The sequence below is a fragment of the Rhodothermus profundi genome (assembly GCF_900142415.1).
Classification (GTDB): Bacteria; Bacteroidota; Rhodothermia; order Rhodothermales; family Rhodothermaceae; genus Rhodothermus; species Rhodothermus profundi.
The window spans coordinates 23618-49636 of record NZ_FRAU01000001.1; the positions used below are offsets into that span (position 1 = coordinate 23618).

At 59.1% G+C, this 26019-nt stretch carries 24 protein-coding genes, 1 tRNA gene and 1 other RNA gene; 17 read left to right on the forward strand and 9 right to left on the reverse strand.

Annotated features, from left to right (window positions below; genetic code table 11):
* The first annotated feature begins 24 nt into the window (after window positions 1–24).
* From BUA15_RS00070 to rnpB, 4 genes are all read left to right on the forward strand, one after another.
* Window positions 25–1323, forward strand: coding sequence for an MFS transporter (locus tag BUA15_RS00070; protein ID WP_072713778.1), 1299 nt, complete (start codon window positions 25–27; stop codon window positions 1321–1323).
* A gap of 54 nt (window positions 1324–1377) precedes the next feature.
* Window positions 1378–2532 (forward strand): Nif3-like dinuclear metal center hexameric protein, encoded by a 1155-nt coding sequence (locus BUA15_RS00075; protein ID WP_072713780.1) that lies wholly within the window; start codon window positions 1378–1380, stop codon window positions 2530–2532.
* Window positions 2533–2609: 77 nt separating this feature from the next.
* Window positions 2610–3398, forward strand: coding sequence for a zinc ribbon domain-containing protein (locus BUA15_RS00080; RefSeq protein ID WP_072713781.1), 789 nt, complete (start codon window positions 2610–2612; stop codon window positions 3396–3398).
* Between the two features lie 25 nt (window positions 3399–3423).
* An RNA gene (gene rnpB / locus BUA15_RS00085) (RNase P RNA component class A) lies at window positions 3424–3882 on the forward strand.
* A 76-nt stretch (window positions 3883–3958) separates the two neighbouring features.
* Here rnpB and secG read toward each other — a convergent pair.
* The 5 genes from secG to lnt form a co-directional block, all read right to left on the reverse strand.
* Window positions 3959–4324, reverse strand: coding sequence for a preprotein translocase subunit SecG (gene secG / locus BUA15_RS00090; protein WP_072713783.1), 366 nt, complete (start codon window positions 4322–4324; stop codon window positions 3959–3961).
* Window positions 4325–4386: 62 nt separating this feature from the next.
* Complete coding sequence (locus BUA15_RS00095) at window positions 4387–4947, reverse strand: NUDIX domain-containing protein (protein ID WP_072714548.1); 561 nt, start codon at window positions 4945–4947, stop codon at window positions 4387–4389.
* Between the two features lie 59 nt (window positions 4948–5006).
* On the reverse strand, window positions 5007–5732 hold the full coding sequence (locus BUA15_RS00100) for a type 1 glutamine amidotransferase (protein ID WP_072713785.1): 726 nt from the start codon (window positions 5730–5732) through the stop codon (window positions 5007–5009).
* Window positions 5733–5735: 3 nt separating this feature from the next.
* Window positions 5736–6329 carry a Maf family protein gene (locus BUA15_RS00105; RefSeq protein ID WP_072713787.1) on the reverse strand — a complete coding sequence of 198 codons (594 nt, stop codon included), beginning with the start codon at window positions 6327–6329 and terminating at the stop codon, window positions 5736–5738.
* On the reverse strand, window positions 6326–7834 hold the full coding sequence (gene lnt / locus BUA15_RS00110) for an apolipoprotein N-acyltransferase (protein WP_072713789.1): 1509 nt from the start codon (window positions 7832–7834) through the stop codon (window positions 6326–6328). The genes BUA15_RS00105 and lnt overlap by 4 nt, the downstream gene beginning before the upstream one ends.
* A gap of 31 nt (window positions 7835–7865) precedes the next feature.
* On the opposite strand from lnt, the gene BUA15_RS00115 reads away from it, so the two are divergent.
* The gene (locus tag BUA15_RS00115) at window positions 7866–8693 is read left to right on the forward strand and encodes a ParA family protein (protein ID WP_072713791.1); all 828 of its coding nucleotides are present in this window, start codon (window positions 7866–7868) and stop codon (window positions 8691–8693) included.
* On the opposite strand, the gene BUA15_RS00120 is transcribed toward BUA15_RS00115, so the two are convergent.
* A complete protein-coding gene (locus BUA15_RS00120; RefSeq protein WP_245771859.1) occupies window positions 8675–10531 on the reverse strand; it encodes a 3'-5' exonuclease in 1857 nt (618 codons plus the stop codon). The two genes, BUA15_RS00115 and BUA15_RS00120, sit on opposite strands and share 19 nt — an antisense overlap.
* A gap of 83 nt (window positions 10532–10614) precedes the next feature.
* On the opposite strand from BUA15_RS00120, the gene BUA15_RS00125 reads away from it, so the two are divergent.
* The 11 genes from BUA15_RS00125 (at window position 10615) to BUA15_RS00175 (ending at window position 22525) form a co-directional block, all read left to right on the forward strand.
* Window positions 10615–10950 carry an ArsR/SmtB family transcription factor gene (locus BUA15_RS00125; protein ID WP_072713793.1) on the forward strand — a complete coding sequence of 112 codons (336 nt, stop codon included), beginning with the start codon at window positions 10615–10617 and terminating at the stop codon, window positions 10948–10950.
* Entirely contained in the window at window positions 10947–11153 is a 207-nt protein-coding gene (locus tag BUA15_RS00130; RefSeq protein WP_072713795.1) for a hypothetical protein, read from the forward strand. Before BUA15_RS00125 ends, BUA15_RS00130 begins: the two co-directional genes overlap by 4 nt.
* A 3-nt stretch (window positions 11154–11156) precedes the next feature.
* Entirely contained in the window at window positions 11157–13916 is a 2760-nt protein-coding gene (locus tag BUA15_RS00135; RefSeq protein WP_072713797.1) for a sensor histidine kinase, read from the forward strand.
* 6 nt (window positions 13917–13922) lie between these two features.
* On the forward strand, window positions 13923–14324 hold the full coding sequence (locus tag BUA15_RS00140; protein WP_072713799.1) for a response regulator transcription factor: 402 nt from the start codon (window positions 13923–13925) through the stop codon (window positions 14322–14324).
* Entirely contained in the window at window positions 14321–15271 is a 951-nt protein-coding gene (locus tag BUA15_RS00145) for a PAS domain-containing protein (protein WP_072713801.1), read from the forward strand. The genes BUA15_RS00140 and BUA15_RS00145 overlap by 4 nt, the downstream gene beginning before the upstream one ends.
* A gap of 155 nt (window positions 15272–15426) precedes the next feature.
* A complete protein-coding gene (gene acs / locus BUA15_RS00150; RefSeq protein ID WP_072713803.1) occupies window positions 15427–17412 on the forward strand; it encodes an acetate--CoA ligase in 1986 nt (661 codons plus the stop codon).
* A 181-nt stretch (window positions 17413–17593) separates the two neighbouring features.
* On the forward strand, window positions 17594–18823 hold the full coding sequence (locus tag BUA15_RS00155; protein ID WP_072713804.1) for a hypothetical protein: 1230 nt from the start codon (window positions 17594–17596) through the stop codon (window positions 18821–18823).
* 21 nt (window positions 18824–18844) lie between these two features.
* Window positions 18845–19135 carry a DUF4212 domain-containing protein gene (locus BUA15_RS00160; protein ID WP_072713805.1) on the forward strand — a complete coding sequence of 97 codons (291 nt, stop codon included), beginning with the start codon at window positions 18845–18847 and terminating at the stop codon, window positions 19133–19135.
* Between the two features lie 35 nt (window positions 19136–19170).
* Window positions 19171–20847: a sodium:solute symporter family protein gene (locus BUA15_RS00165; protein WP_072713807.1), complete on the forward strand. Its 1677-nt coding sequence runs from the start codon at window positions 19171–19173 to the stop codon at window positions 20845–20847.
* Window positions 20848–20929: 82 nt separating this feature from the next.
* Window positions 20930–22063: a serine hydrolase gene (locus tag BUA15_RS00170; protein ID WP_072713808.1), complete on the forward strand. Its 1134-nt coding sequence runs from the start codon at window positions 20930–20932 to the stop codon at window positions 22061–22063.
* A 168-nt stretch (window positions 22064–22231) separates the two neighbouring features.
* Window positions 22232–22525 (forward strand): isoamylase early set domain-containing protein, encoded by a 294-nt coding sequence (locus BUA15_RS00175; RefSeq protein ID WP_072713810.1) that lies wholly within the window; start codon window positions 22232–22234, stop codon window positions 22523–22525.
* 203 nt (window positions 22526–22728) lie between these two features.
* On the opposite strand, the gene BUA15_RS00180 is transcribed toward BUA15_RS00175, so the two are convergent.
* Window positions 22729–22801 (reverse strand) — tRNA-Phe (locus BUA15_RS00180).
* A gap of 236 nt (window positions 22802–23037) precedes the next feature.
* Window positions 23038–23910 (reverse strand): NAD(+)/NADH kinase, encoded by an 873-nt coding sequence (locus BUA15_RS00185; RefSeq protein ID WP_072713811.1) that lies wholly within the window; start codon window positions 23908–23910, stop codon window positions 23038–23040.
* A gap of 152 nt (window positions 23911–24062) precedes the next feature.
* On the opposite strand from BUA15_RS00185, the gene BUA15_RS00190 reads away from it, so the two are divergent.
* Window positions 24063–25604, forward strand: a complete 1542-nt coding sequence (locus tag BUA15_RS00190) for a YifB family Mg chelatase-like AAA ATPase (protein ID WP_072713814.1) — start codon at window positions 24063–24065, stop codon at window positions 25602–25604.
* Here the strand turns inward: BUA15_RS00190 and BUA15_RS00195 are convergent, their stop codons facing one another.
* Window positions 25605–26018, reverse strand: a complete 414-nt coding sequence (locus tag BUA15_RS00195) for an ExbD/TolR family protein (RefSeq protein WP_072713816.1) — start codon at window positions 26016–26018, stop codon at window positions 25605–25607.
* Between the last annotated feature and the right edge of the window lies 1 nt (window position 26019).

Here is a 26019-nt window from a genome sequence, read left to right on the forward strand (position 1 = left end):
AGGCACCAAGCAAGCGATTGATTCGTGAATACAGGCGGGTACCGCCCGCGTGTTGTCTGGGCGTGGGCGCTGTATGACTTTGCAAATTCAGCGTTTACGACGCTGGTTGTTACCTTCGTCTATGCGGCCTTTTTTACCCAGGCCATTGCGCCAGATCCTGTCTCGGGAACGGCCCTCTGGTCGCGGGCGGTGACAGCCAGTGGGATCATTGTTGCGCTGCTGTCGCCATACCTGGGAGCGCTGGCCGATCAGGGGGGATATCGCAAACGATTTCTCCTGGCCGTCACGGTGCTCTGCGTGCTGGCGACCGCAGCGCTGTATTTTCCACTGCCCGGGCAGGTAATGACCGCGCTGGTGCTGTTCACGGTGGCCAATGTTGCCTTTGAGCTGGGCAATGTGTTCTACAATGCGTTTTTGCCCGACCTTGCGCCGCCGCATCGGATTGGCCGCATTTCGGGATATGGGTGGGCGCTTGGGTATGTGGGGGGATTGCTCTGCCTGGTTGTAGCCCTGGTGGCGTTTATTCAGCCCGAGGTGCCTCTGTTCGGGTTTTCGCGGGACGATTATGCCAACGTTCGTGCCACTAATCTGCTGGTCGCGCTCTGGTATGGCCTGTTTAGCCTGCCCCTGTTTTTCTGGGTACCAGAGCAGCGTCCAGCGGTTCGTCCCGCAGTGCGCACCATCTTTCAACAGGCGACGCGCCAACTTGTCGGCACATTTCGCGAAGTGCGGCGCTATCGGCAAGTGATGCGGCTGCTACTGGCCCGGCTGCTGTATAATGATGGTCTCCTGACCATTTTTGCTTTTGGGGGGATTTATGCGGCTGGGACGTTCGGGTTTGAGGCTGACGAGCTCATTGTGTTTGGGATCGTAATCAATGTGGCGGCTGGCCTGGGGGCCTGGCTGTTTGGATTTGTGGATGATTGGCTGGGAGGAAAACGGACCCTTATGCTGAGCTTGCTGGGGCTTTCGGCAGCCTGCCTGTTGGCTGTGCTGACCACCAGCCGCACCCTTTTCTGGATCGCCGCACTGCTTATAGGCATCTGCGCCGGCCCGAATCAGTCGGCCAGTCGCTCGCTACTGGGCCGCTTTACGCCGTCTCGCAAGTGCAACGAGTTTTATGGCTTTTTTGCCTTTTCCGGTAAGGCTATTGCTTTTCTTGGACCGTTACTGCTGGGACTGGTTACCGACTGGACGGGAAGTCAGCGGGTGGGCGTCAGCACGGTGCTCCTGTTTTTTGGAGCAGGAATGGTGCTGCTGGCTCGCGTCGATGAAACCGAAGGCATGCAGTCTGCCCAAGAGACGGCACCGAACGGAACCTGACCGCGGAACCTGGCAAACAAGCTGCACGCTGTAAACGACAGACCACAGAGGACTATGACGAAGGTCTATCCGACTATTCGTGAAATTGCAGAAGCGCTGGAAGCCTGGGCACCGCCGGGCTCTGCCCAATCTTACGACAATGTCGGGCTGCAGGTGGGCGATCCGGAACAAACCGTACAGCGGGCCTTGCTGGCGCTTGATCTGACGCCGCCTGTGCTGGAGGAGGCTCGCGCTGTGAAGGCCGATCTTATCATCACCCATCATCCTTTGCTATTTCGACCACTTCGCCAGCTAACGCCAGGCAGCATGGTTTCGGCGCTGGCGCTTCGGCTGGCCGCCTCGGGCATTGCGTTGTATAGCATCCACACCAACCTGGATGCAGCGCCCGGCGGCGTATCGTTTGCGCTGGCTACGCATCTGGGGCTGCAGGAGGTACAATTCCTGGCAAAAATGGAGCAGGCGCTGTACAAGCTGGTGACCTTTGTCCCCGCGTCCCATTTCGACCAGGTGCGTGAGGCGTTGGCCCGGGCAGGAGCCGGACGCATCGGCAACTACGAAGCGTGTGCGTTTGCTGCGCCAGGGACCGGCTATTTTCGACCCGGGGATATGGCGCGGCCGTTTATTGGGGAGCCCGGCAAGCTGGAGTCGGCCGAGGAATTCCGCCTGGAAGTGGAAGTGGCCCGCTGGGACCTACCCCGGGTGGTAGCAGCCATGCGGGCGGCCCATCCCTACGAGGAGGTAGCCTACGACGTATATCCCGTTGAGCAACCGTATACGCGCGCTGGCCTGGGCGCTATTGGACAGCTTGATAAACCGGAGCCGCTGCGTGATTTTCTGCGTCGCGTTGCGGAGCGGCTGCATGCTGAAAGTCTGCGGTACGTTGGCGATCCGGAGGCGCCTGTCCAGAAGGTAGCAGTCTGCGGAGGAGCGGGCGCGGATCTGATCGGTCGCGCGCTGGCAGCCGGAGCCGATGCGTACGTAACCGCTGATCTGAGCTACCATCGCTTTTTTGAAGTGCTGGACAACGAAGGGCGTCCGCGCATGGCCTTGATTGATGCCGGCCACTACGAAACCGAAGCGCTGACGGAAACGCTGTTGCAGCATTGGCTGCAACAACACTTTCCGGCCGTTGAGTGGCGACGCACTACCGTGCGCACTTCGCCCGTGCGCACCTTTATTGCGACCAACGTGAGCAAGAAGTTTGCGTAAAGTCCACCAAACTTTAGCTTGGCGCCAGCGTTTCTTACCAGACAGGGTAACAGAGCCACTAAGCCTGGAGATCGCTTATGCCCACCACGATGCAGGAGTCGGCCACCATTGCCGAGCAATTGCGGGCGCTGGTTCGGCTGCAATTGATCGACACCCGGATTGATCAATTGGAGAAGTTGCGGGGTGATTTGCCCGATGAAATCCGGGACCTGGAAGATGAGCAGGCCGGGCTGGAGACGCGTCTGGAAAAGTACAAGCGAGAACTTAAAGAGTATGAGGTTGAGCGTCGGCGGGCTCGGCTGGACATTGAAGAAGCCGAGATGCTGATCAAACGCTACGAAGAGCAGCAGCTCCACGTGCGCAACAACCGAGAGTACGATGCGCTGACTAAAGAAATTGAAGCGCAGCGCCAGCGCATCGAAGCAGCCAGAGCCCGCCTGGAAGAATTGGAGCGGCTTTCGGAAGAACGCACTGCAGCGATTCAGGAGGCAGAGGTGCGGATGAAAGAGCTGGAGGAGTTACTGAAAAGCAAGCGAGCCGAGTTGCAAGAAGTGTTGGAGGATACCAAGCACGAGATGGAAGCGCTGCAGGCTAAGCGGGCTGAAGCGGAAAAGGCAGTCGAGCCGCGCTACCTGCGCGCTTACAGGCGGTTGCGGGCTCGCTATCGGGATGGCCGGGCGGTGGTGCCGCTGGAGCGTGGCGCAGCCGCCGGCTATGCCGTACCTCCGCAGCAACAGGTGGAGATCCGGCAGCGCAAGCGCATCATTGCCTGTGAGCATACAGGGCGCATCATCGTGGATAGCGAGCTGTTCCAGGAAGTGAGTCAGGAGCTGGGCTTTGCAAACGGGAATTCGGGATCTTCTTAATTCCGTTATGCATTAATGACAGCGGTGCGCTGGCCGGACCATCGCGTCGCCCGCTCTTTTGAAGCGCGCGGCGGCGAGGAAAGTCCGAACACCACAGGGCGCCCCGCCTCCTAACAGGAGGGCACTGCTCGGGTAACCGGGCAGTGACGGAAAGTGCCACAGAAAGCAGACCGGCCGATGGTCCCGCCGTTGGTGGGACGCAGGCAATGGGTGAAAGGGTGGGGTAAGAGCCCACCAGCGTCGCTGGTAACAGCGGCGGCTGGCAAACCCCGGGGGGTGCAAGGCCAAGCAGCGCCGCACCACCCACGTGGTGGATAAGGTGGCCCGCCGAAAGGCATCGTCTGCCGGACGATGCGGCGGCGCGGGTAGGCCGCTTGAGGCTGTCGGTGACGGCAGTCCCAGATAAATGATGGTCTCCCCGGAAAGCGGCATGGCGGCTGTCGCTCCGGGCAGACAGAATTCGGCTTACAGGCCAGCGCACGCCGCCATCTTCAAAAGATGAGGGGCTGTTCCTACCGGAACAGCCCCTCGCCTTTTTCTGAAGCTACGGTTCGCTTAACTCAGTTCTGTTCATTCTGCTGGTTGCCTGAAGGCGCAGGCGCTTCAGCAGGAGGCACGGCTGGCTGTTCAGCCGGAGGCAACGTAGGCTGGACCCGTTCTTGCTGCGCCCGCTGCTGAATGATGCTTTCGCGGCGCTCGGTCGTGTCGATCGTAAAGTTCGTCAGAATGCACAGCACAATAAAGAGGACAGCCAGCGTCCAGGTAGTTTTTTCCAGAATGTCGGGAGCCTGGCGGGCACCCAGCACCTGCTGCGCACCTCCTGCAGCAATACCAGCCAGCCCGCCCCCGCGTCCACTCTGCAGCAGTACGACCAGCACCAGCAGGATTGCTATTAGCGTAATTAGAATAATCAAAAACGTAAACATAAGCGTACGCGCATATTGCGTCGTGAAAAATGGTCTAGCAAAGATACGGTAGCTTCTGCAGATTATCCAACAACCTTGCCGTTTTTTTGAAGAAAAGCATCAGCGAGCAGCAGGGCTGTTGTTGATTTCATATCGGCAATTTCCCCCTGCCGCGCTTTCTGAATCGCCTCTTTTAGCGGCATGCGTACGACGTCCAGCCACTCTCCCTCGGCCAGTTGCTGCCGGCCTGGTTCCAGATCGCGTGCCAGGAAAAAATGGATGATCTCGTTGCTGTAGCCAATGCAGGGGTAAAGCGAAGCCAGATAAATGAGCGTGCGAGCGCGCCAGCCCGTTTCTTCTTCTAATTCACGGCGCGCTACCGCTTCCGGATCTTCGCCCGGGCGGTCTAACTTGCCGGCCGGGACTTCCAGAAAGAAGCGACGAGGTGGGTAGCGAAATTGACGCACCAGTACGGTGGTTCCGTCTGGAAACAGCGGCACAACGGCAGAAGCGCCCGGATGATTGATCCATTCGCGAACCGAATGGCGGCCGTCTGGCAGGGTTACTTCGTCCCGATAAACCTTAAGCAGGCAGCCATCGAAGACCTGTTCAGAGGTACGCGTTTGTTCCTGCACGTCAGGCATAGCTATCAGTGGTTTGGAGGAGGGTTTGCCTTCTACCCTGTTGTCTGTGTCGCCCATTGTCAGCAGGGGGTTGCGTAGGTCTGCAAAAAGTGATAAATCAGGTTATCCACGGTGGGAGTTGTCTCGGTCTGCATAGCGCAGCGCAAGCCTTCAGCGCCCAGCACGTCAAGGTACAGATTGTGGTACGCCTGAAGGCGTTTGCGGAGGCGGGACGCGTTCAATTCGCTGTGAAACTGCGTGCCGTAAACCGGTCGGTCTTTCAGTCGGAACGCCTGAAACGGCTGGGTATTGCGGGCCAGTTCAATGCCGCCGGGAGGAAGTGTAACGACACGGTCGCGGTGGCCCATGCTTACATAAAAACGCGAGGGTAAGTGGCCGAAGACCGGATCCTGGTGTCCTGCCCGGGTTAGATGGACTTCGCCAACGCCAAACTCGGCATGTGCCGGGTCGCGCACGACCTGACCCCCAAAGGTAACGGCCAGCATTTGATGGCCCCAGCACGATCCAAACATCGGCAGCTTACGGTCGGCCGCGGCGCGCAGGAGATGCTGGAGCGCCTCCGTCCATGGATACTGCTCGACGGCTGAAAATTCACCGGATCCCCCAATCAGCACGGCGTCGATGTGGTCGAGCAACTCGATGCGCAGCATGTCGCGCGTGACGTTTACGCAGCGAAGCTGGGTCGGATGCAGGCGACCACATTCCAGAAAACACCGCTGTTCCTGCCGCTCGATTTCAGGAAGGCGGCGTGCCTGGATGAGTAGCACCCGAATGGGAGCCGGCATGGGTCAGTCTTCAATCAGGTCTGCAAAATGGTTGCGGAGCATCCGGTAGAGACGATGTAGGGGCAGCCCTACTACGTTGTAGTAGTCGCCTTCAATGCGGCGAATGAAGACGGCGCCATAGTCATCCTGAATGCCATAGGCACCGGCTTTGTCAAGGGGGGAGCCAGTGGCTACATAGGCGTCGATTTCGGCGTCACTCAAGGGAGCGAATGTTACGTGCGTGGCTTCGTAATCTACCAGTTCGCGCTGGCTGGCGGGATGCACCAGGGCAACGCCGGTGTAGACCGTATGCGTACGGCCGCTCAGGCGGCGCAACATAGCGCGCGCTTCGGCTTCGTCGGCGGGCTTGTTAAGTACCATGCCATCAAGCACGACAATGGTATCGGCACCCAGCGTGAGGGCCTCTGGAAAACGGGCTGCCACGGTGCGCGCCTTTTCCAGCGCCAGTTGTTCCACCAGTTGCTCGGGCAATCGGTGATTTGTAGCGTTTTCGTCCAGATCGCTCGGGTGCACCTCAAAGTCGAGTCCGAGCTGCGCAAGCAGCTTCCGGCGCCGTGGTGACCGCGAAGCGAGAATAAGAGGAACGCGTAGTTTCATCGCCGTTTTGGTAAGAAAGTCCACCCGAACAGCAGTAGTAAGCTCAGCAGGAGGGTGGGCGTCAGCCAGTCGCCGGTTTTTACCAGGGGGGTAACCTGCGCGTAAAGGGGAACCTGGATCAAACGGGCAGCCGCCTGGTGCAGGGGGAGGGAGTGCCTTATGCGTCCCGAAGGAAGCACCAGGGCTGTCAGGCCATCGGCGCCTACTTGCACGACCGCACGGCCCGTTTCAATAGCGCGCAGGCGGGCAGCCTGTACATGCTGCCAGTAGACCGGACCGCGCCCCCACCATCCATCCTGCGTGAGCACTACCAGCAGGTTTGCCCCTTCTTCGGCCGAGCGACGGGCAAGGTTCCCGAAAAAGCTCTCAAAGCAGATAAGTACGCCCGGACGAAGGGGACCTACCCGAAAACGGGCCGGTGCCTGGCCGGGCTGATAGCCGGCTACTCCCCCGGCAGGTACGGCCAGTACCTGCAGGGTTGGAAAGATATCAACCAGCGGCACTTGCTCGGCAAAGGGCACAAGCCGCTGCTTATCATAGCGCGCAACAGGAGCATCTGGCACCAACAGCAAAGCGCTGTTAGTGTACGCAAAGCGAGACGCGGGACTATGAGTCGGTACAATGGCGCCGGTCAGCAAGGGAAGCTGGGTCCGGGCAACCCAGTTGCGGAGCCGGCCAAGTAGGGTCGTGTCAGGCAAGGCAGTTTCGGGCCAGAGGATCAAAAGCGGTTGCACGGAGGCAGTGTCCAGTGCCGATTCGGTCAGATGCAGCAGGTGAGCCAGCCGGTCGGGTCCTGGCATCTCGTCCCAGGCAGGAGCTGGAATGCCATGTTGCACGACCAGTAGCGGCACCACTGGAGGTCGAGCAGGCCGAGAAGGGCCGGGAAATAGCAAAGGGAGCACCAGCCATCCCAGCAGCAGGCCCATGCTTAGCAGGCGACGCATGCGCAGCAGGGCGTAGACCAGAACATTGGTGCCCAGCACCCAGAGCGACAGGCCAGGCGTACCCACCGCAGCGATCAGTCCATCCAGCAAGGGCAAGGGCAGCGTGGCGTAGCCAAGCTGGAGCCAGGGAAAAGGGAGGGGGCCATAGGTAAGCAGGGCTTCGAGTGCCGCCCAGCTCAGCACAAAGGCCGCCAGGGCAACCGGCTGTCCTCGGCGCAGCCGAACTGCTGTTGCTATCGCCGCAGGCCCTGCCATGAGCAATGCCAGGCAGATCAGACCAACTGCAGCGGCAAAAGCTGCCGCGGCTATGGCATGCTTGAGCGTCCAGTGCAGCGCCAGACCGACCCAGACCAACGTGGTTATCATGCCTGCCTGCAGGGCCTGCACGGGCGTGCGCACCCGTTCCAGGGCAAGCAGAAGCGGCACCAATGCGCTGAGCACCAGCCCGGGCACTGGCACAGGGGGAAAACTGAGCCCCAGGAGCATGCCGCTGAGCAGAGCAAAGCCCCAGAGGGGACGGTGCGGTATTTGACAGGGCCAGGCCTGAAGCCTAATTTGCATGATCTAAGCAATGTCAGTGAACTGATCGCGCATGATAACCCTGACCGTCTGCAATCATAAAGGAGGTACCGGCAAAACCACAACAGCGATTCATCTGGCGGCGGCGCTGGGGCTCAGCGGTCGTCGCGTGCTGGTCATTGATCTAGATCCTCAGGGATTTCTGACGCGGGTCATGGGGGTCCCCGAACCCCCTGAAGAGGATTCGGTGCTCGCCCTCTTCAATCCGTCGATTTCGTTGCGAGAGGTACGTCGCCATTCGGTAGGGGGATTCGATCTGCTTCCCTCCTCAACGGCTATGACGCGCGTGATGCGTCAGCTCAACCGGCCCACCGATGTGCTCTGGACCAAAGAGGCATTGGAGCAGAGCGGGCTGGATTATGATGTGGTCATTTTTGACACGGCGGCTGCTATTACGGTTTACAGTTTGAACGCTCTGGTCGCCAGCCAGCATGTGCTTGTGCCGGTAACGCCTGAATATCAGCCCGTGCTTGGCGCTGAGCAGACGGCCCAGACCGTACAACTGGTGCGCAAAAAGCTGAACCCGACGCTTTTCCCACCCCTTTTTCTCTTTACCCAGGTAGATGCCCGTAAACGGGCCCATCTGCTCTACCGGCGTTATCTGCGGCGGCGCTATGGGGATCGCGTGCTGGAGACAGTTATCCGCACCAGCGCCTCGCTGGCTCGTTCGTTCGAAGACGGCTCTACAGTGTTTACGCGGGAGCCGCACGCCCGCGGCGCACGGGATTACGCCAATGCTACCGATGAACTCATGCGACGTATCCAGCAGGATCGAGAAGCAGGGGCCGCGCAGATAGCGTGGAACGCGCCAGCGCCGCCTCTTCAGGAAATGCGTCCATAACGCGTGCGGGCCAGGCGCGTTTGCTGAGAGACGGCGCGCGCCTGGCGCAACGTGTGAATGCCGCGCTGCTCAAGCAGCGGCAGCAGCCGCAGGAAAAGCTCGGCCGTAATCAGGGCATCTCCCAGAGCAGAGTGGCGCCCGATGGGCTCAATCCCAAAGGTGGCCGCCAGTTCATCGAGCCCGTAGTGCTGGCGTTCCGGATCGACCACGGCTGCCAGCAGCATGGTGTCGAGCACCGGTTGCTCAAAGCGTATGGCTAACGTCTTTTCTTTCTCGCGAATGAATCGTAAATCAAAGGCTACGTTATGCCCGACCAACACCGTGTCCTGAGCAAAGCGATAAAATCGAGGCAGCACCTCTTCAATAGAAGGCTTGTCCTGCAGCAAAGCCGGTTGGATGCCGTGCACGCGCACCGCGTTCAGCGAAAGGGGACGACGCGGATTAACCAGTTGGTCAAAGGTTTCTTCGCGGCGAATGCGGCCGCCCACAATGCGCACAGCGCCAATGGCAACGATTTCATCCCCCTGCTCCGGGTGCAGGCCTGTTGTTTCGGTGTCAAAGACGGTGTAGAGCAGGCTGCGCAGGGGCCGGTCGTCAAGCGGCGTCGTTGCCGGGGTTTCTAGCAACGAAAAGTCGGCGTAAATGGGGCGGTTGATAATCAGCGGACCGGCCAACAGGGCACGCGCTGCACCTGCATGTGAAGGAGCAGCAGCCGGGAAGACCAGATGCAGGGTCTTGTCCTCAACCTGCAAGGTGGCCTGGTGGGTTTGCAGCAGGGTCTGAAACGAATCGGCCTGGACATAATCCATCACCCGTTTGGGGTGGAGAAAACTCCCATCAAGCGGCTGAAGCCACAGGTGTACCTGCGCGTTGTCTGACGCAATGCGGGCGCTTAGCTGCGTGCAGGACGTTTCTTGATGCAATTGATAGACCAGTTGATAGAGCAGCTCAAAGGCATCGGGCAAGCATACGCGCATCCAGGCCGCATGGGCAGCTCCCTTGAGCTGCAGCGAAACGCCAGCTTCCTGGGCCAAGCGCCTGCGTAAGGCTTGCAGCAGGTCAACGCCGCGGATGGTTTCAAGCGGACGGGAGGCGGGCGTCAGCGGACGCAGCAGCAGCACAAAGGTATCGAGCCGATGGACTGGGTCCTGAATTGGAGTTGCGCGCCCCTGCACGAAGTGGCCAGATGGCAAAAAGGTAGCAAAATGCACCGCAGGGTGAGGCTGCGGACGACGGATTTGATAAGCCAGCTCGTCCAGAACAAAGGCGATGAGCTCACGGTCGAGGCAGTGAAAGATCGAGCGCCCCAGGCCAATGGTCCCCGGCTGCTCAGGTGATTCCAGCAGGCGGCGGGCTGCTTCGTTGTAGAGGAGGATTTGACCGGATGCTCGGCATACCAGGACGGCTTCGGGCAGGTCTCCCAGTAAGGAGGCCAGCACCTTGCGTTCATGGTGGGCGTAGCTGGAAGAAGAGGCGGACGGCTGAAAGCGATGGCGGCGGGCCAGTTCCTCCACAGCCTCCTGCAATTGTTTAAGTTCAGGCGTCGTTGCCGGCGTAAGGGGAGGAAGCGGATGGCCGGCCAGGACCTGATGCAATGCGTCTGTAAGCTGCTTGATGGGGCGCACATGCGTCTGATACACATGGAGCCAGAGGGCATAGATGCCTCCCAGGACGAGCACCACCAGTACCAACAGGAAAGGATAGCGCGAAAGCAGCCAGGTCCGCTCTGATGGTGTTGCGCTCAGCCACCAGATCACGTTGGGGGCAGCCAGCAGCGATAGCCCCAGCAGGGCCAGGACAACGTAAGTTTTCCAGAAGCGGCGAGAAAACGGCATCATGCCGCCGCATTTGATTTTCGGCCTGTTCCGCTGTAAGATAGAAACAAATATTTGTTGCAAGTAGGAAAGGAAGTCCCCTGATCATGGTGGCAGAGCAGGCTCCACTGGTACCGGAAGCGCTGCTAGAACCGGTAGTTCGTCGGTTACGGGTGCTGGGCGATCCGGTTCGGCTACGGTTGCTGAACTTGCTGCGCACCCGAGGTGAGCTGAGCGTGCAGGAAATGGTAGATGCTCTGGGGGTTCGGCAGCCCAGCGTGAGCAAGCATCTAAATCAACTGGCCCGTGAAGGGCTGGTGCATCGGCGGCGGGAAGGGGTGCACGTGCACTACCGCCTTGCCGACCCCTCGCTGGCGGGCCTGTTTCTGCTGCTGTGCCGAAGCGTAGAAGCTCGCGTAGACGGAGCCATCAAGCAATCATGACCCGCGCGCGCCTTGTAGCCCTGTTTGTACTGGGCCTGCTGCTGATGAATTTTCCCCTGCTTTCGCTCTTTAGCCAGGATCACCTGGTGCTCGGGGTTCCTGTGCTCTACCTGTACCTTTACGGTACATGGGGGGTGATCATCGGGCTGCTTGTATGGCTGATGGAAGGGCGGCGGTCGCCGCCTACCGAAGAGAATCCCTGAGCCATGCTGCCGGGCGGCTACATTTTTCTCCTTGCGCTGCTGTACATCGGGCTGCTGTTCGCCATTGCTACTTATGGCGACCGGCGCGCCGAGCAGGGGCGAAGCATTATCAGTAGCCCGTACATCTATGCGCTTTCGCTGGCTGTTTACTGCACGGCCTGGACCTTTTACGGAAGTGTGGGGCGTGCAGCCAGCAGTGGCGTAGGCTATCTCCCGATTTATCTGGGGCCTACGCTGACGGCCGTGCTGTGGTGGATGGTGCTGCGAAAGATGATACGCATCAGCAAGGTCTATCGCATCACCTCTATTGCCGACTTTATTGCCTCTCGGTATGGCAAAAGTAGCGGACTGGCCGCCCTGGTTACTGTGATCGCTGTAACGGGCGGGGTCCCTTACATTGCGCTGCAACTCAAAGCCATTTCGGTAAGCTTCCAGGTGTTGAGCGGGCGTCCTATGCCCGCTCCTACCGAAAGTTTTCTGGATGATACGGCGCTTTACGTAACGTTGGCGCTGGCGCTGTTTTCCATTCTGTTCGGGACGCGACATCTGGATGCGACGGAGCGGCATGAAGGACTGGTGGCGGCCATAGCCTTTGAATCGCTGGTCAAGCTCCCGGCCTTTGTGGCGGTGGGCCTGTTTGTAACCTTTGGCCTGTACAATGGACCGGCCGATCTATTTGGCCATGCGCTGGCACGTCCGGAGCTTCGGCGATTGCTGACCATGGAAGAGGCGCTGGGCCCGGGTGCCTACGGCCAGTGGTTCTGGATGACGCTTCTGGCCATGCTGGCGATTCTGTTTCTGCCGCGCCAGTTTCAGGTGGCCGTAGTTGAAAATGTAGACGAACGGCATCTTCGTAAAGCGATCTGGTTGTTTCCCCTGTACCTGTGGCTTATTAATCTGTTTGTGTTGCCTATTGCCCTGGCCGGTCTAATGGCATTTCCCGGGGGGCAGGTTGATGCCGATATGTTTGTACTGGCGCTGCCGCTGGCTCATGGACAGGAGCTGCTGGCACTGCTGGCGTTCATCGGCGGGTTTTCGGCCGCTACCAGCATGGTTATTGTGGCCACGGTAGCGCTCAGCACCATGATCAGCAATGATCTGATCATGCCCATTCTACTGCGGATCCGGTTTTTGCGGTTGGCGCAGCGTGGGCGGCTTACCGGGTTGCTACTGGGTATTCGTCGCGGAGGAATTGTGCTGGTACTGGTGCTGAGCTACCTGTACTTTCACGTCATTGCGCATGCTTACGCCCTGGTATCCATTGGGTTGATTTCCTTTGCGGCAGTGGCGCAGTTTGCTCCGGCGATCCTGGGAGGAATGTACTGGCGTCGCGGAACGCGTGCCGGGGCACTCTGCGGCCTGCTGGCCGGTTTTCTGATCTGGGGCTATACGCTGCCGCTGCCCTCTCTGGTCGATGCCGGGCTGCTGCCGGTGTCTTTCATTGAAGAAGGGCCCTGGGGAATCGGCTGGCTTCGTCCGTACCAGCTTTTTGGGCTGGAAGGGTTTGATCCGATTGCGCATGCCCTGTTCTGGAGTTTGCTTTTCAACGTAGGCCTGTATGTAGGCGTATCGTTATTTACGCAGCAGCGGGTAGAAGAGCTGCTGCAGGCGCGGGCTTTTGTGGACGTGTTCCGGTTGTCCGGGCGTCCCGGCGAGGCTACCTGGCGGGGAACGGCCTACGTGGCCGATTTGCAGCAGTTGCTGCGCCGGTTTCTGGGGAAGCGGCAGGCTGATGAGGCGCTGCGGCCGGTGCTGGCGCAGGGGGCCAATACGGTGACGGCTACGGCCGAGGTGGTGCAGCACGCTGAGCGCCTGCTGGCCGGTGCGATTGGATCAGCGTCGGCCCGGGTGCTGATTGCCTCGGTGGTGAAAGAAGAGCCGCTAAGCCTGCGCGAAGTGATGGACATTCTGGACGAGACGCAACAAGTTATCGCCTATAGCCATGAACTGGAGCGTAAGTCGGCTGAGCTGGAACGGGCCACGAAGGAGTTGCAGGAAGCCAATGAACGCCTGAAAGAGCTGGACCGACTCAAAGATGAGTTCATTTCCACCATTACGCATGAGCTGCGCACGCCGCTGACGTCGATTCGGGCCTTCAGTGAGATTATGCATGCCAATCCAGGGTTGCCCGAAGCGCAGCGGCAGGAGTTTCTGGGAATTATCATCAAAGAAGCGGAGCGGCTAACGCGGTTGATCAATCAGGTGCTGACGTTGCAAAAGCTGGAGTCGGGTGTGATGGAGCTGAATCTGGAGCCGGTGCGCATGCAGGAGGTGATTGAGGAAGCGGTCGAGGCAATTCAGCCGCACGTGCAATTCAACAGGATTACCCTGAGGGTTTCGGTGCCGGAGACCCCCTGCTACGTGCTGGGCGACCGTGACCAGTTGGTGCAGGTGGTGCTGAACTTGCTATCAAATGCGGTTAAATTCTGCAATCCAGAGGAGGGGCGGATTGCTGTTCGGCTGACTGTGGAGCCAGACCGCGTGCAGGTAGACGTAGAAGATAATGGACCGGGCATTGCACCGGAGGATCAGGCAACGATTTTTGATAAATTCCGGCAGGTGCACACGAGTGCGGGCAAGCGTCCACCAGGAACAGGGCTGGGCCTGGCCATTGCGCAGCGCATTGTGCAGTATCACCATGGCCGCATCTGGGTGGAAAGCGAACCGGGCGCGGGTGCCACGTTTTCGTTTACGTTGCCGCGTTTGCCGGAATCTGACGGTACGCCCCAACGCCTGCAAGATACTTCCAAGCTGGATATTTAACGGACGATGACGACAAGCCGGACGCCCTATGTGTTGATTGTCGAAGACGAGCCCAGCATCGCGCTGTCTCTGCGCTTTTTGATGGAGCAAGAAGGCTATCGGGTGGAGGTAGTCGAAGACGGTGAAGCTGCCCTGGAAGCCTGTCGGAAGACGCCACCCGATCTGGTATTGCTGGACGTCATGCTGCCGGGCATGAGTGGCTTTGAAGTATGCCAGCGGCTGAAAGCGCGGTCGGATAAAAAGGCCATTAAGGTGGTGTTGGTAACAGCGCGGGGACGAGAGGCTGACCTGGAGAAAGGGCGGGCTGTTGGTGCCGATGCCTACATTGTCAAGCCGTTTGCCATTCGCGACGTCATGCATACGGTGCATCACCTGTTGAACCGATCTGGCGAAGCAGGGAAGCCTTGAAAACACCTGAAACAGATAGACTGGCAGCTGCCCTGGAGGCCCTGCCGGTAGGGGTGGTTATTTGTGATGCGGAAGGAAGGGTAGCGTGGGCGAATCAGAGAGCCCGGCAGTGGCTGGCTGTACCGGTAGCAGATCTGTCAGACTGTAGCCTACCGGCGTTGCTGGCAGGTCTTTCCTGGCCACCTGGGGAGGCCGCGTGTCACGTCCGAGGCGCTACGGGCCAGCTTCTGGCGGTTCAGGCATGGCCGCTGGCCTCGGCAGGCTTTGTCGTGCAGCTTCAGCCGGTCCATGCGCAGGCAAGCGACTGGCAACCCTTGCTGTTGCGGCAATTGCTGGAAGGGTTGCGCCGGCCGGTGGCGAACATTCGGGCTGCTATTGAGACGCTCACCGCCTATCCAGATATGGCCCCGGACCTGGCCGCGCAGTTTCAGCACATCATTCTGGAGCAGACAGAAGCGCTGACCCGGCTGCTGGAGACCACGGTTGCGGCCTATACCCGGTATGTGCAGACCCACTGGCCGCTGGAGTGTATGGCAGTCGGGGAGCTGCTTCAGATGATGGCAGACGCTCTGGCGCAGCAGATGCTCAGCGTGCAGATCGAAGCGGGCCATAACCTGCTCATTATGGTGCGGGCAGACCGTCGGCTCTGGCGCCAGCTCTGGGAGCGCCTGGGACGACAATTGCGTCAGCTTGTTAGAACAGGCGCAAGCTGTTCCCTTTCGGCTACGACGGGTGATGGACTGGTCTGGATTGAGCTGCAATGGCAGGGACGGCGCCTGCAGCCGGAGCGGTTGCAGCGATGGCTGACGCAGACGCTGTCGCTGGATGAGCAGGGCCTGTCGCTCACGCTTGCCGAAGTGCTATCCTGGCACGAGGCAGATCTCTGGGTGCAGAGCGAGGCAGACGGCCACCGGCTTCGCCTGGTATTGCCGGCAGTGCGGTCATAGCTATTATATTCCCTTAAAAGAATATAATATTCCCTCTTGCATTTCTTGCAAAAATTTTTTATTACATCTCACAGATCCTTCAAGGGGAGCAGGGCGGCGGAGTCAGGATGAAATTGCTATTTATTCTTCTACGGGAATAAAAAGTGCAAGGAGCCATGGGTGTTCAGGAACCGGTCAACGCTACAGCAGCCTATTCGGGGCGCGGGTTGGTCTTCGAGCCACCGGAAGCGTTTCGCAAAAGGGCTTTCATCAGCTCAATGGAGCAGTATCGGGAACTTTACGAGCGCTCCATTAAAGATCCCGAAGGCTTCTGGCGCGAGCAGGCGCAACGCATTACCTGGTTCGAGCCGTTTCATACGGTCAAAAACACCTCGTTTGATCCCTCGAATCTCTACATTCGCTGGTTCGAGGGCGGCAAGCTAAATGCCGCGTACAACTGTATTGACCGGCATCTGGAAAAACGGGCCGACCAGGTGGCCTTCTACTGGGAGCCGGACAATCCGGATGAGGAGGGCAAGGCAATCACGTACCGCCAGCTTTATGAAGAAGTCTGCCGGCTGGCCAACGTGCTGAAAAAGCATGGCGTCAAGAAAGGCGACCGCGTAACGATCTATCTGCCCATGATCCCGGAGGCCATCTATGCGATGCTGGCCTGCGCGCGGATCGGGGCCATCCATTCGGTGGTCTTTGCCGGTTTCTCCCCCGATTCCCTGGCTGACCGCATCCTGGATGGCGAAGCCACCTACCTGATCACAGCGGACGAAGGGCTGCGGGCCGGACGGCGCGTGCCCCTGAAGCGCAATGCCGACCAGGCGCTGGAACGCTGCCCGGATGTCAAGACAGTGCTGGTGGTGCGCCGCACCGGGGGCGACATCAACTGGGTGGAAGGCCGGGATCGGTGGTATCATGAAGAGATTCAGACGGTCTCGGCCGAGTGCCCTCCCGAAGTGATGGATGCGGAAGACCCCCTCTTTTTCCTCTACACGTCGGGCTCGACCGGTAAACCGAAAGGCGTGGTGCATACAACCGGTGGATATCTGGTCTATGCTTCGCTCACGCATCAGTTTGTCTTCGACTATCACGAGGGCGACATCTACTGGTGTGCAGCTGACATTGGCTGGATCACGGGGCACAGCTACATTGTCTATGGTCCCCTGGCCAATGGCGTAACGGAAGTGCTTTTTGAAGGAACGCCCACCTATCCAGATCCCTCGCGCATCTGGCAGGTGGTGGACAAGTACCAGGTGAACATTCTGTACACTTCGCCCACAGCTATTCGGGCGCTCATGCGCGAAGGAGATGAGTGGGTGAAAAAAACAAGTCGAAAGTCGCTTCGGTTGCTGGGAACGGTCGGAGAACCGATCAATCCGGAAGCCTGGCTCTGGTATTACCGCGTGGTGGGCGAAGAGCGCTGCCCGATTGTGGACACCTGGTGGCAGACCGAAACGGGCGGAATTATGATCACGCCACTGCCCGGTGCTACGCCGCTCAAGCCGGGTTCGGCTACGTTGCCGTTCTTTGGGGTGCAGCCGGCCATCGTGGACAACGACGGAAATATCTTGGAAGGCACAGCCGATGGCATGCTGGTCATTCTTGACTCGTGGCCAGGCCAGATGCGCACCGTCTACAGGGCGCATGATCGATTTGTGCAGACCTACTTCACGCGTTTCCCGGGCAAGTACTTTACGGGAGACGGAGCGCGTCGGGACGAGGACGGCTACTACTGGATCGTAGGCCGGGTCGATGACGTGATTAACGTGTCCGGCCACCGACTGGGTACGGCTGAAATCGAAAGTGCGCTTGTGCTGCACGAGGCGGTGGCCGAAGCAGCCGTGGTAGGCTATCCGCACGAAATCAAAGGGCAGGGCATTTATGCCTTTGTAACGCTCAAAGCAGGCTATGCGGCAAGTGACCAGCTCCGCCAGGAATTGATTCAGCATGTGCGGAAGGTGCTGGGGCCCATTTTCACGATTGATTTGCTGCAGTTTACCCCAGCGCTTCCCAAAACGCGCTCCGGTAAGATCATGCGCCGCATCCTGCGCAAGATTGCCGCGAACGAATACCAGGACCTGGGGGATACGTCCACACTGGCCGATCCGTCGGTCGTTGAGGAACTGGTGCAGAATCGGCTCAACCGCTGAGGGGGCACGTAAAACGGCGCCCGGTTGCGAGGCCGCCAACCGTCGAACCGGGCGCCGTTAGGTAGGTGCACGGACTCCGCATCCTGGTGGCCGCCCTATGGGGGAGGGGGGCGGCCACCCGCGGAGCGCCGTGCGTTTAGACGAGTCCCTCCCCGCGAGAACCAAACCAAGGAGGTGACTCATGAGACGCTTCAAACATCGTACGCCAGGCAGAAGCCGGGGTTTCAGCCTGCTTCTGGTGTTTCTGGCAACCCCACTGACCCTCTGGGCCCAGTCGTTCAAACTCAGCGGGTTCATTAAAGCAGAGTATCTGTACGACACGCGGCAGGTAGCTGCGGCCCGCGAAGGAGAATTTCACCTGTTTCCGCTGCCCCGATCCGAGGCCACAGAAACGGACAACTTTGGGGCGTTTGTGTTCTTTTCGCGCCTGCGGCTGAATATAGGGGAGCTCCCACAGGCGCTGGGAGCGCAGGTGACAGGCTATTTTGAGGCCGACTTCTTCGGGCCCAATAATGGGCTTGAAAGCACCTTCCGCCTGCGGCGCGGCTTCGTGCGGCTTATCTGGGATCAGGCTGAACTGCTGTTCGGCCAGGAGTGGTCCCCTCTGTTTACGCTGGCGGCTTTTCCACGAACGGTAGCTACGACAACCGGCGCTCCCTTCCAACCTTTCGCCCGCCAGCCGCAGATTCGAGCTACGCTGAAAGGACAGGGCGTTCGCTTCATCGGCGCCCTGGCCTGGCAGCGCGATGCGTTCCGGGACATTAGCTTTAATGGCATTTCCGGAGTCAAGCAGCAGCAGATGGCCGCGCTGCCGGCGGTGCACGCGCATCTCCAACTGCTCGGCCAGCGAGGCAGTGTTATAGGAGCCGGCACCTACCTGAAGTCATTACGGCCCGTAGCAACCGGCGACCGCTTCTTTGCATGGGCCGCGCAAGCTTACTTCACGCTAGCAGGGAAAAATGCAATGCTGCGGGGCAAGGTAACCTACGGCGGCGATCTGACCGATCATCTGATGACAGGCGGATACGTGTATGCCCCCAGTGCGCAGCGACAGGGGGATTACTACGCCGGAGCCTTCAAACCACTGCAGGTGCTCTCAGGCTGGATAGACATTGATGGGACCGGACAGGTCGCCCCGGGCCTGTTCGTGGGCTATCTCGTCAACCAGGGAGCCAACGGGGACCTGGACGGACCCGTGATGGCTACAGCCGTGCGTGGACCGAACATAAAACAACTCTGGCGGCTGGCGCCCCGCCTGAACCTGAATCACGGAGCGGTTCGCTTTGCCTTTGAGCTGGAAATAACCTCGGCGGCCTATGCCCGCCGCTTTGACGCGCGCTACAAACCCATAGGCGATACGGAGACCGTTACGAACGTTCGAGGCAATTTCACCGTGTTCCTGTTTTTCTAACCAACCTCTGGGGAGGAAGCCATGGAGCAAATGGATCGCAAAACGTACTGGCGGGAAGTGCGCAAGCGTACCGCCTGGCTACTGGTTGTCTGGTTTTTCGTCGGGTACGTGCTCAGCATCTTCCTCGTCGAGCCGCTCAACACGCTGAAAATTGCGGGCGTCCCGATGGGGTTCTGGATGGCGCAGCAGGGAAGCATCATGATTTTCATCCTGCTGATTCTGGCTTACGCCATCATGATGAGCAAGCTGGACCGAGCTGCAGGGGTCGAGGAAGAGGCGGGTACGACCGCACCGCCTTCGCAGGCGCACTGAAAGGCTCCCGTTGAACCAATCCGGAGACACGAGCCATGAGCATTATCGGTTGGACTTTCTTCTGGGTGGCGATTACATTCGCCGTCTATATCGGAATCGCCATCTGGAGCCGCGTAAAGGACACAGCCGGCTTTTACGTAGCTGGCCAGGGAATTCCCAGCATTGCGAACGGCGCTGCCGTTGCCGCCGACTGGATGAGTGCGGCCAGCTTTATCTCCATGGCCGGGCTGATTTCGTTCATGGGCTATGACGGAGCGGTCTACCTTATGGGATGGACCGGAGGCTATGTGTTGCTGGCCGTGCTGCTGGCACCGTTCCTGCGCAAGTTTGGCAAGTTTACGGTGCCCGACTTTGTCGGCGAGCGCTACTACTCCAATGCGGCCCGTGTGGTAGCCGCTATTGCTGCCCTGTTCGTTTCCTTCACGTACGTGGCCGGGCAAATGCGCGGCGTGGGCGTGGTCTTTAGCCGTTTCCTGCAGGTGGATATCGTCTGGGGGGTCATCATTGGAATGGCGATTGTCTCGCTCTATGCCGTGCTGGGCGGCATGAAAGGGATCACCTGGACCCAGGTAGCCCAGTATACCGTACTGATCATCGCCTACTTGATCCCGGCCTTCGCCATTGCCTACACGCTCACGGGCATTCCGCTGCCCCAGTTGGCGCTGGGAAAGGTGTTGCCTCAGTTGGACCAGCTTCAGTATGAACTCGTTGGCAACCTCTACAGCCAGCCGTTCAAGGGAAGCTGGGACATGCTGAACGTCTTCTGCGTGACGTTTGCGCTGATGACAGGAACGGCTGGCCTGCCGCACGTCATTGTACGCTTTTACACCGTGCGGCGCGTGGTAGACGCGCGCTGGTCGGCTTTCTGGGCGCTGTTCTTCATTGGACTGCTGTATCTGACAGCGCCAGCCGTGGCCATGTTTGCACGCTACTACATTCTGAACGCGTTTAGTGAGCTGGGGCCGACCGGCATGCTCGACCTGAGCTGGGTTCAGAACTGGGCGCAAACAGGGCTGATTCGCACGAGCGAGTGGAGCGAAGGCATGACAGCAGCCGCGCTGCTCAGCACCATTGACCGTGATATCATTGTGCTGGCCACGCCAGAAATCGCCAACCTGTCGGCCTGGGTGGTCGGATTAGTGGCAGCCGGTGGACTGGCCGCAGCGCTTTCGACCGCTTCGGGACTGCTGCTGGTCATCGGCTCGGCCATGGCGCATGACATCTATGGCCAGATCATCAACCCCAGCGCACCCGATCACGTGAAGCTGACAGTTGCCCGGGTCATGATCTTTGTAGGTGTCGTGATTGCTGGACTGCTGGGCATCTTCCCACCGGGCTTTGTGGCGGAGGTTGTGGCCTTTGCCTTTGGGCTGGCTTGCTCCAGCTTCTTCCCGATTATTGTGCTGGGCGTGTTCTGGAAACGGTGCACCAAGGAAGGGGCCATCGCGGGCATGCTGACCGGCCTGATCTTTACCTTCACGCTGATTGTGCTGATGCGCGCCGACCGGGTGCTGGGGCTCGAAGAGCCTATTTTGAGCACCTTCCTGGGCATCAATGCGCAGGGTGTGGGCACGATTGGCATGATTCTGAACTTTATCGTGACGATTCTGGTCTCGCTGCGCACGCCGCCTCCGCCGAAGGAGGTGCAGACGCTCGTGGAGCAGATTCGCTATCCACGGGTGCTGCGGGCCGAAGAGCTGGAATCGGCCTGAGCGAACAGATCAGGGCGGCGGTGCCCTCTGATGCCGCCGCCCTTTTTTTACTTTAGCCAGCAGCGATGGTAGATTTAGCAGCATGACCGGAATCAATCTGAAGCGGCACCTGCTCATTGCCAGCGGACTGCTCGTGCTGGCGATCGCCTTTGTTGTACTGCGCTACCGGGATACGTTTAGCGTTATGCTGGAAAACCTGCGCGCCATGCGCGAAGGGCGCGCGCTGGCTGAAACGCTACGCAGTCCCCAGGATCTGGTTGACTACCTGGCCGGGCAGCCGCATACGGTTTCTCTGGTAGCATTCGACCTGGAGGCGCCAGATTCCGGGCTGTACTTTCAGGCAGACGTGGCGCGGCCCGTCGCCGGACTGCCACGTTTGCTGCTGCTGGCCGGATATGTGCAAGCCGTCCAACAGGGAAAACTGAATCCAGAGGAACGGGTAGCTCGCCGCACACTTGATCGGTACGTGCTGCCGTCGCTGGGCGCACAGATCCACCAGCATGCGCTGACACTCCTGGCAGCAGACGATTCGTTGCGCCTGGAGCAGGTCATGCACCTTTTGCTGCAAGGAAATGACCCGGCTGCCCACGACTATCTGCTGCTGCGGCTGGGGCCGTCTGCCCTGTCGAAATTACCAGAACGACTGGGCGTACCTGCCCTTGAACCGCCGCTGCCTGTGCTCGGGTTGTTTCTAAGCTGGCATGCCCTTCCAGTGGTGCAGCAATACGGCAGGGCCCCCTACAGATTAACCCGGCAAGTGGTGCGCGATACAATGCTGCATCGCACTCTGGCGCAACAGTTTGAACAGCAGGGATCCGGGCTCAGTCTGTGGGACCAACGTGACCGGGCGCAGGCGACCTATCCCAGAGGGACGGCGCAGGCCTACGCCCTGCTGCTGCAACGCATTGCGACCGATACCTCGACCTGGGGGCGCAACATGCGCCGCTATCTGGAACGCCCCCTGCCTGACACCCTGCAGGTTAACCTGAAGACACTGGCGGTCGAAAGTGGCTTATTTCCGGGACTGGTCAGTGTGGCGGCTTATGCTCGGCGACATGATCGTTCGGGCGTGCGTATTGTGGTCCTCTTGATGGAGCAAGTGCCTATGGCTGTGCTTTACCATCTGGCTCAAACGCGCCTGGAACAAGGTCTGGTATTGCAATTGCTGGGCGATGACGTTTTCTTTAAGCAGGTGCGCAGACGATTGCCGTCGTGATGATGCTGCACCGGGATAGGTGAGGGGAAGGGAAAATTTTAGCTTTTCTTTAGAAAAGCGCTTGTAGCATGCAAGGTAACCGACAGGGCGGCAACTTTTGAAAGCATGCCCTATCTTATAATCCGTCTCCTGAACAGAAGGCCGTTCTCCAACTTATCAGGAAGCGTCATGATCGAAAAAAAGCAAACCCGTCGCGGCATCAGCGTAACCTTCAAGTTGCCAGCCGAGGTTGCGCGCGAAAGTGTGGCTGTCGTAGGCGATTTTAACAACTGGGATCCGGCTGCCCATCGCATGCGCCTGTACCGGAATAAAGGATATTGGAGTAAAACGATTGTGCTCAAGCCCGGCACATATCAGTTTCGCTATCTGGTAGACGGCGAACGTTGGATCAACGATGATCAAGCGGACGGCTATACGCCCAGCCCCTTTTTCAGCGAGAATTGTTTGCTGCACATAAGATAGCATACCCGGTAGATGTTTAACCAGGTAGCTATTCTATTTTTTGTTGGGCACTTTGACTTCAAACGCTGACGGCAATTGACTGAACGCTCGATAAGGGGGGAGTAGATAGAGTTAGAAAAGTAAGTGTTGAAACAGTATAAAATCGCGTAAACAAAAATAGCATAGCCTCACCCACATGGTGAGGCTATGCTGCCACGTCCAAGTGGTCAGGGGCGGAATCGAACCGCCGACACCGGGATTTTCAGTCCCGTGCTCTACCAACTGAGCTACCTGACCCTCTGCAGCGGCCAAATATACACTGCTTACCGCACCAGAAGCAACAAACGTCGGGCAGGCGTGCGGGTTTCACGAAGGTTTGAAAGCATCTTTTCCGCGTTTGCATGCGAGCAGCATGCGCTCCGATCAGGTCCGACCACAATGGACAATTAAGAGCGCAAACCCTCTGCTGGAGAAGACCAGAGGGCGCCCTTTCCTGCCCATGCTGCTACCGCGCCTTTCCTGTCCGTTGCGGCTTACCGCGCCCCCCACATCAGTTTGGTGCGTAGCGTTTGAAAATAATGCCGGCCTGGCAGTTTGACCAGGTTAACGGTGTGCTGGGCTTTCCGGATCGTGATGCGCTGGCCTTCGCGATGGATAAGCTGGCTGTGGCCGTCAGCAGCCAGCACATATGGCTGGCCGCCTGTGTACACCCGCACGTCAATCTCGACCGAAGCCGGCAGCACTATAGGGCGCAGCGTCAGCGTATGCGGAGCAATAGGCGTCAGGATTACCACTTCACAGTTCGGGGAAACAATGGGCCCCCCTGCCGACAGCGAGTAGGCTGTTGAACCGGTGGGCGTAGCAAAGATGAGTCCATCGGCCCAGTAGCGATTCAGCGGTACGCCATCGACGGTGACCTCAATGGTGATCAGCCCCGCCAGCCCGCTGCGGTCGATTACAAATTCGTTCAGAGCCCAGGGGAGGGCCGGGGTGGATCCATCTTCCAGCTCGGCTTCGAGAACCATGCGGGCTTCCAGGTGGAAATCGCCCGCCTCAATGGTGCGAATAGCCTCGCGTACCTGCTCAACTTCTACATCGGCCAGAAAGCCCATGCGGCCGATGTTAACGCCCAGCACAGGGGTACCCCGGCGGCCTGCCAGATGAGCACTCTGCAGCAACGTACCATCGCCTCCAAAAGAGAGCAGCACGTCCACTTCGGCCGCCAGATCATGTGCGGTCAGCGCTGCTGCTTTACTATCGGAAAGCAGCTTGCGTGCAACCAGACCGCGCGCTACGGCCGGGTGAAGGCGGGCCTCCAATCCCTGCGCCTCCAGCCAACGAACCAGCGAAGCAACGGGCTCCCAGAGCTGTTCTTTCTGCGTATTGCCGGTAATGCCGTAGATCATTGGCAGGTGACGGGTTCGATTCCCTTAAAAAGTACAGGCATCGAAGGTGATTGCAGATATTGCGCTGAATTTTTCGGCAAAAGTTTATTCAAAAAAATCAGATGTTGCAAAAAATAGGTCGTGGTGTCTTATCTCGAAAAAACATTTCTATCATGCTGAGCCGAGTCTGGAGCAGCACAACGCTGGGGATCGACGCCATTCCCGTTGAGATTGAGACGCACATCGAGCCCGGCATGCCGCGTTACACAGTGGTGGGGTTGCCTGACGGAGCGGTGCGAGAAAGCCGTGATCGCATTCAGGCGGCACTGCGTAACAGTGGGCTGCCGATACCTCGCGGGGTTATCACCGTGAATCTGGCACCAGCGGACCTGCGCAAGGAAGGAGCTGCCTTTGATCTGCCGATGGCGCTGGGATTGCTGGCGGCCGGTGAAGGAAGTCCGAGTCCAGAAGCCTTAGATCCGTTCGTGATTGTCGGGGAGCTGGCGCTGGACGGCAAAGTGCGGCCGGTGCGAGGCGTACTGCCCATTGCCATGCAGGCCCGGCGTGATGGTCGTAAAGGTATCATTGTGCCTCGAGACAACGCCGAAGAAGCGGCGCTGGTGGAAGGACTGGACGTGTATCCGGTTACCTCACTCCAGGAAGCCGTAGAGCTGTTGACCGGTGCAGCGCCGCGCAAGCCATTTCAACAGGATCTCCAGTTGCTGTTTGCCGAAGCGCAGACGTACGAGGTGGACTTTGCGGAGGTGCGGGGACAGGAAAATGTTAAGCGGGCGCTGGAAGTGGCAGCAGCCGGCGGACACAACGTGCTAATGGTAGGGCCGCCGGGCGCCGGTAAAACAATGCTGGCTAAACGATTACCTACGATCCTGCCGCCCATGACCCCGGAGGAAGCGCTGGAAACCACTAAAATTCATTCGGTAGGTGGCAAGTTGAATGGGGCAGGATTGGTGGCCCGGCGGCCTTTCCGTGCACCGCATCATACGATTTCGGATGCCGGGCTCTGCGGGGGAGGCGCACATCCGATGCCGGGAGAAATTTCTCTGGCCCATAATGGCGTACTGTTTCTGGATGAGTTGCCCGAGTTCAAACGCCAGGTTCTTGAAGTGCTTCGCCAGCCGCTTGAGTCGGGGCAAATTACAATCAGCCGGGCGCGTTTTACGGTCGAATATCCCGCGCGATTCATGCTGGTGGCCAGTATGAATCCCTGTCCGTGCGGGCATCTGAATGATCCGCGGCGCACCTGCGTGTGCACGCCTCCTCAGGTGCAGCGCTATTTATCAAAAATCAGCGGACCACTGCTGGACCGTATTGACCTGCACATTGAAGTGACGCCTGTGCCCTTTGAGGAGCTCAGTCGCAAGCAGGAGGGAGAGTCATCCGCATCCATTCGGGCTCGGGTGGTAGCCGCGCGAGAGCGACAGGCTGCGCGGTTTCAGGACGTGCCCGGGATTTATTGCAACGCACAGATGCCAGCGCGTCTGGTGCGCCGTTACTGCACGTTGGACGCCGAAGGGCAGCAGCTTATGAAAATGGCCATTCACCGACTGGGATTAAGCGCCCGGGCCTATGATCGCATCCTGAAAGTGGCCCGAACCATCGCAGACCTGGCCGGCAGCGCCACAATTCGGCCGGAGCACCTGTCGGAAGCGATCCAGTATCGCTCCCTGGATCGGGAATCATGGTTTATGCCGTGATCAGCGACGTGGACTTACGTCGGGCCGCTCCGTAGCCATCAAGATCGTCATGCCGAGCGCTTTAGCTGTGCTGGCCACGTACGCAAACTGTTCCACCGTGGCTTTTCGGTCGGCCCGGAGCACCAGGGTATTACGGTCACCTTTAACAGTGCGAAGCGTGCTCAGCAGGTCTTCGCGTGCGACCTGCTGCTGCTCAACGTAAAAACGGCCATCTTCCGTAATCACAACTGTCACATAACGGGCCTGGGTAGGAGCTCCGGCCTCGACGCGGGGTAAGTTGACGCGAATGCCAAACTGAGGAATGAAGCTGGAAGTAAGCAGAAAGAAAATCAACAGCAACAGCACAATATCGGCCAGTCCGGCCAATGCAAAGGAGGTCAGGGGCTTGCGCGAGGTGGAGAAATTCAGGGGCATG